The 5,634-nt window shown below is 67.3% G+C and carries 5 protein-coding genes and 1 pseudogene; 3 read left to right on the top strand and 3 right to left on the bottom strand.

Annotated elements, in window-relative coordinates; translation table 11 throughout:
- Positions 1-274, top strand: a pseudogene (locus tag VMJ11_RS01845) (proline/betaine transporter); the annotation flags it as partial.
- Positions 275-366: 92 nt separating this feature from the next.
- Here VMJ11_RS01845 and VMJ11_RS01840 read toward each other — a convergent pair.
- Complete coding sequence (locus tag VMJ11_RS01840; protein WP_325616342.1) at positions 367-633, bottom strand: hypothetical protein; 267 nt, start codon at positions 631-633, stop codon at positions 367-369.
- 348 nt (positions 634-981) lie between these two features.
- Here VMJ11_RS01840 and VMJ11_RS01835 point away from each other — a divergent pair, with 348 nt between their 5' ends.
- Together VMJ11_RS01835 and VMJ11_RS01830 are read left to right on the top strand one after the other, a co-directional pair.
- Positions 982-2,166, top strand: coding sequence for an MFS transporter (locus tag VMJ11_RS01835; protein ID WP_325616340.1), 1,185 nt, complete (start codon positions 982-984; stop codon positions 2,164-2,166).
- Between the two features lie 219 nt (positions 2,167-2,385).
- On the top strand, positions 2,386-3,543 hold the full coding sequence (locus VMJ11_RS01830) for an MFS transporter (RefSeq protein ID WP_325616338.1): 1,158 nt from the start codon (positions 2,386-2,388) through the stop codon (positions 3,541-3,543).
- Positions 3,544-3,645: 102 nt separating this feature from the next.
- Here VMJ11_RS01830 and fahA read toward each other — a convergent pair whose 3' ends face one another.
- Both fahA and VMJ11_RS01820 read right to left on the bottom strand, forming a co-directional pair.
- On the bottom strand, positions 3,646-4,971 hold the full coding sequence (fahA, locus tag VMJ11_RS01825; RefSeq protein WP_325616336.1) for a fumarylacetoacetase: 1,326 nt from the start codon (positions 4,969-4,971) through the stop codon (positions 3,646-3,648).
- A partial coding sequence (locus tag VMJ11_RS01820; protein ID WP_325616334.1) for a homogentisate 1,2-dioxygenase domain-containing protein occupies positions 4,968-5,634 on the bottom strand: 667 nt, incomplete at its 5' end. The genes VMJ11_RS01820 and fahA, both read right to left, overlap by 4 nt.

The following is a 5,634-nucleotide window of genomic DNA, read 5'->3' as shown; positions in this document are numbered from 1 at the left end:
GTGGGAAGCCGGCGGCTATGACGCGGTGTTGCGCTGGTATCTCGAAGAGCTGCTCGCGCGGCGACGCAGCCGCTATACGTCGCCACTTCTCATCGCCGAGGCCTACGCGCGCCTCGCGCAGCCCGACGAGATGTTCCACTGGCTCGAAACAGCGCTATCCGAGCGCAGCTCGCGGCTATGCGAGCTGCGCACGAACCCGTGGTTCGCGCCCTGGCGGCCAACAGGGCGCATGCGGCTCATGGAAAAGCATATTGGCGGCGGCCCGACGCGCTGAGTGGCTGGGGTGTGCACGCGCAGCGCGTCGCGTCGCCGTCCTGGGGCGCGCGCTTCGGTTGGCCGTTTCGGTTGGCCGTTTCGGTTGCCGTCTCAGTTGCCGTGATAGAGCGTTTCATTCAATTGCTTCTGTTGGCCCGACTGCTCGGAGCGCAGCAGATCCTGATACACCTGCGCGTGCGTGAGCGCGGTCGGACCGCCGGCAGCGCCCATCGACATCGGCGTGCCGCCCACGTCCTGCGCGGCCGGTGGCGTGCTGGCCTGCGCCTGGCCGTCGGACTGCGACTGTGCCAGCGCGCTACCTGCGAAGAAGGCGGCCGCAGCGGCCACCGCGATGCGTACGGTGTTCATCGTGCTCATGTCATCGCTCCAGGAAGGTTGCGCATGTTCGGTTCCGCCATGCGCGGGGCGGACGACTCCAGGCGGTGCGGCGCCGGCGGGCGGGCCGGAAAGCGGACGACTCTCGTCGCGGGCTGGATCATGTGGGTATCGTGCTGCCCGCGCGCGCGCCGCACCATGCACGTAACCTGAAGAAATCGTCAAGAAATGCACACCAGGGAGAACGGCCCGCGAGGCTAGCTGTTGCTTTCCGGTCGCGACGAAAAGCGGGCCGCATGCGCCGCGTCCGGTTTCAGTACAATTCCGCGTTGACTTAATAACCACGGCTACTGGCTTGCGCCGGTCGCCGTCCTGCGCCGACCCCACACCATGCCCCTGCCCCTTCTCGCCCTCGCCGTTGCCGCGTTTGGTATCGGTACCACCGAATTCGTCATCATGGGCTTGCTGCCCGACGTCGCGCGCGATCTCTCGGTCTCGATTCCGGCGGCGGGCATGCTCGTCTCGGCCTACGCACTCGGCGTGACGATCGGCGCGCCCATCGTCGCCATCGCCGTTGCCAACGTGCCGCGCAAAGCGGCGCTCATGCGCCTGATCGGCATCTTCATCGTCGGCAACCTGCTGTGCGCGCTCGCGCCGAACTATTCGATCCTGATGGCCGCGCGCATCGTCACCGCGTTCTGCCACGGCGCGTTCTTCGGCATCGGCTCGGTGGTGGCGGCCGGGCTCGTCGCGCCGAACCGGCGCGCGCAGGCCATCGCGCTCATGTTCACGGGCCTCACGCTCGCCAACGTGCTGGGCGTGCCGCTCGGCACCGCACTCGGCCAGATCGCCGGCTGGCGCACGACGTTCTGGGCCGTGACGGGCATCGGCATCCTCGCCGCGGCGGCGCTGCAGGTGTGTCTGCCCGCGAAGATCGAGATGCACAAGGCGAGCCTCGTGCATGAATTCGGCGTGCTGAAGAACCCGCAGGTGCTGATGGTGCTCGGCATGAGCGTGCTCGCCTCGGCGAGCCTCTTCGCGGTGTTCACCTACATCACGCCGATTCTCGAAGACGTGACGGGCTTCTCGCCGCACGAAGTCACCTTCGTGCTGCTGTTGTTCGGCCTCGGGCTCACCGTGGGCAGCACGCTCGGCGGCAAGCTCGCCGACTGGAAGCTCATGCGCTCGCTGCTCTCGTTTCTCGCCTCGATCGCGGTGGTGCTCGCCGTGTTCTCGGTGACGATGCACGACGCGATCGCCGCCATGGCGACGATCTTCGTCTGGGGCGTGCTCGCGTTCGCGATCGTGCCACCGCTGCAAATCCTGATCGTCAATCGCGCGAGCGAGGCGCCCAATCTCGCTTCCACGCTCAATCAGGGCGCGTTCAATCTCGGCAACGCGGGCGGCGCGTGGATTGGCGGCGTGGCGATCAGCGCGGGCGCGCCGCTCACGGCGTTGCCGTGGGTGGGCGTGGCGATGGCGTTTGCGGCGCTCGCGCTCACGCTCGTTTCGGCGCAGATCGACCGGCGCGCGCGCCGGCGCGTGGCGGTGGCGGGGCCGGCTTCTTGCGCGTGATGCGCTTCGGTGCGCCTGATTCGCCTGATTCGCCTGATTCGCCTGAATTCGCCTGAATGCGCTTCGATGCATTGCAACGCGCTTCTATCCATTGCGATGCGCTCCCATACCTGCGCGACTGCATGCGCAGTCAGGCGTACATCGCATTGAGTCACACCTGAGCCGCGCGAAGCACAGCCGCGCCGCGCGTTGCATGCTGCCGTAGTAGCATCTCGCCCGATGAAAACCGTCCTCACCCGCGACTTCCTCGCGTTGATCCTGAGCGTGGCCGTGGTCGGCCTCGGCTCCGGAGCCACGCTGCCGCTCACCGCTCTCGCTCTCACCGACGCCGGCTACGGCACCGCCATCGTCGGCCTGCTCACGGCCGCGCAGGCGCTGGGCGGCCTCGCCGTCGCGCCGCTCACCGCCTGGATCTCCACGCGCTTCGGCTCGCGCCAGGTCATCGTGGGTTCGGTGCTGACCGTGGCCGTCGCGACCGCGCTGATGCAGGCGAGCGCCAACCTGTGGCTCTGGGCGCTCCTGCGCATGCTCTGCGGCGCGGCGCTCATGCTGCTTTTCACGATCGGCGAAGCCTGGGTCAACGACCTCGCCGACGACTCGAACCGCGGCCGCGTAGTCGGCATCTACGCGACCACATTCACGTTGTTCCAGATGTCGGGGCCGGTACTCGTGAGCCAGATCGCGAGCCATGTGGCGTGGCGCTTCGCGGTCTGCGGCGCGATTTTCCTCGTCGCGCTGCCGATGCTCGCGGCAATCCGCTCCACTCCGCAGCAAACCGACCTGCACGAGCCGCACGGCAGCTGGCGCCACGTGCTGCCGAAAATGCCCGCGCTCATCATCGCCACCGGCTTTTTCGCGCTGTTCGACACGCTCGCCCTCTCGCTGCTGCCGCTCTTCGCGATGGGGCATGGCATCGACAGCGAAGTGGCCGTGCTGTTCGCCTCGGTCGTGCTGCTCGGCGACACGACCATGCAGTTCCCGATCGGCTGGCTCGCCGACCGCCTTGGACGCGAGCGCGTGCATGCGCTCATGGGCGTGATCGTCGCGCTGCTGCTGCCGCTTCTGCCCTTCGCCGTCGATACGTCCTGGCTGCGCTGGCCGATGCTTTTCGTGCTGGGCGCGGCGGCGGGCTCGATCTATACGCTCGCGATCGTCGCGTGTGGCGAGCGCTTCGGGGGTGTCGCGCTCGTTTCCGCGAGCGCGCTCGTTTCCACCTCGTGGAGCGCGGCGAGCTTCGGCGGCCCGATCGTCACGGGCGCGCTGATGGAGCACGCGGGACGCGATGCGATGCTGTGGGTGCTGTTCGCGGGCGCCCTGGTGTTTCTCGGCGCGCTGCGCTGGGAGCGCTCGCGCGGACTCGTGCAAGCGCGCGCGTAGCACGTTCGGGAAGCGCGCTCGAGAACCACGTTCAAGAACGAAAAACGGTCGATGCGCCTTCGAAGCGCATCGGCCGTTTTGTTTGCCATGCCTTGAGCGTGCTTACTTCAGCGCCGGCACGATCTTGCCGACGCAGGTGCCGAAGCCCACGCGATACCCATCGCCCTGGCACCAGCCCGCGAGCGTGAGCTCGTCGCCGTCTTCGATGAAGCCACGCGAGCCGCCGCCCTTCAGTTCGAGCGGGTTCTTCGCATTCCACGTGAGTTCGAGCAGGCTGCCGAACGAATCCGGCGTCGGGCCCGAGATCGTGCCCGAGCCCATCAGGTCGCCCACGCGCGTGTTGCAGCCCGCCACGGTGTGATGCGCGAGCTGCTGCGCCATCGACCAGTACATGTGGCGGAAATTCGTGCGCGAGATCGTCGTCGCCTCGCTCGCGCCCTCGGGGCGCAGCAGCACTTCGAGCGCGATGTCGAACGCGTGGTCGCCCGCGTGGCGCAGGTACTCGAGCGGCTGCGGCTCCTGCACGGGCTGCGCGACGCGGAACGGCTCCAGCGCGTCGAGCGTCACGACCCACGGCGAGATCGTGGTGGCGAACGTCTTCGCGTTGAACGGCCCGAGCGGCACGTATTCCCATTGCTGGATGTCGCGCGCGCTCCAGTCGTTGAGCAGCACCATGCCGAAGATGTGCGCTTCCGCGTCTTCGCACGCAATCGGCTCGCCGAGCGCATTGCCGCGCCCGACGATGAAGCCCGTCTCCAGCTCGATATCGAGCTTGCGGCACGCGCCGAACACCGGCCGCTCCTGGTCGGGCAGCTTCAACTGGCCGTTCGGGCGGCGCACGGGCGTGCCGCTCACCACCACCGACGAAGCGCGCCCGTTATAGCCGATCGGCATCTCGGACCAGTTCGGCAGCAGCGCATTCTTCGGATCGCGAAACATCGAGCCGACGTTCGTCGCGTGTTCCTTCGAGGAGTAGAAGTCCGTATAGCCGGGAATCTGCACCGGCAGATGCAACGTTGCATCGGCGAGCTTCACGAAGGCGCGTTGGCGCAGCGCGGCGTCGTCGCGCAGCGTGGCGGTTTCGCGTGCGAGCAGCGACGAGAGCTGGACGCGCACGCTGCGCCACACATCGCGGCCGAGTGCGATGAAGTCGTTCAGTGCGGCGCGCGCGAACACGTCCTGCGGCGCGTTGGCGGGCAGACGCAGCAACCCGGCTTCGTGCAGCACGGCCAAATCGGCCACGACGTCGCCGATCGCCACGCCCACGCGCGGCGTCGCGCTATTGCCCCCGTTGCTTGCCGTGCTGAACACGCCGAACGGCAGGTTCTGGATCGGGAAATCGCACGTTGCGTCGTTCGCGGGCTCGATCCAGCTCTTGCGCTTCGGATCGAGCGTCGCCTTGAGTTCGTCCGTCATGGTGCTGCTCATTGCTTCTCCGGATTGAAATGTTTCGTGAGACCTTGCCAGCACTCGTAGTAATGCGCCTGCAGCTGGCTCGTTTCGAGCGCGAAGCGCGTCGGGCGAATCAGCGTACGGGTCTCGAACATGAAGGCCATCGTGTCGGCCACCTTGTGGGGCTTCGTCGTATCGGCGTTCGAGGCCTTTTCGAAGGTCTCGGCGTCGGGGCCGTGGCCCGACATGCAGTTGTGCAGGCTCGCGCCACCCGGCACGAAGCCTTCGGCCTTGGCGTCGTAGACGCCGTGCACGAGACCCATGAACTCGCTCGCCACGTTGCGGTGGTACCAGGGCGGGCGGAACGTGTTCTCGGCCGCGAGCCAGCGCGGCGGGAAGATCACGAAGTCGATCGAATCGACGCCCGGCGTGTCGGTCGGTGCCTGCAGCACGAGGAAGATCGACGGATCCGGGTGGTCGTAGCTGATCGAGCCGATCGTGTTGAAGCGGCGCAGATCGTACTTGTAGGGCGCGTAGTTGCCATGCCACGCCACCACGTCGAGCGGCGAGTGGCCGATGTCGGCGCGCCAGAGCTGGCCGTTCAACTTCGTGACCAATTCAAACTGCCCTTCGCGGTCTTCGTAGGCGGCAACCGGCGTGAGGAAGTCGCGCGGATTCGCAAGGCCGTTCGAGCCGATC

It is taken from the genome of Paraburkholderia sp., assembly GCF_035501035.1.
GTDB lineage: Bacteria > Pseudomonadota > Gammaproteobacteria > Burkholderiales > Burkholderiaceae > Paraburkholderia.
The sequence above is the reverse complement of the archived record's forward strand: the minus strand, read 5'-3'. Positions and strand labels throughout refer to the sequence as shown.

Bases quoted from the DNA above. Each gene is read 5' to 3' on its own strand.
- VMJ11_RS01840 (WP_325616342.1), bottom strand. From the start codon at position 633: ATGAGCACGATGAACACCGTACGCATCGCGGTGGCCGCTGCGGCCGCC.
- VMJ11_RS01835 (WP_325616340.1), top strand. From the start codon at position 982: ATGCCCCTGCCCCTTCTCGCCCTCGCCGTTGCCGCGTTTGGTATCGGT.
- VMJ11_RS01830 (WP_325616338.1), top strand. From the start codon at position 2,386: ATGAAAACCGTCCTCACCCGCGACTTCCTCGCGTTGATCCTGAGCGTG.
- fahA (WP_325616336.1), bottom strand. From the start codon at position 4,971: ATGAGCAGCACCATGACGGACGAACTCAAGGCGACGCTCGATCCGAAG.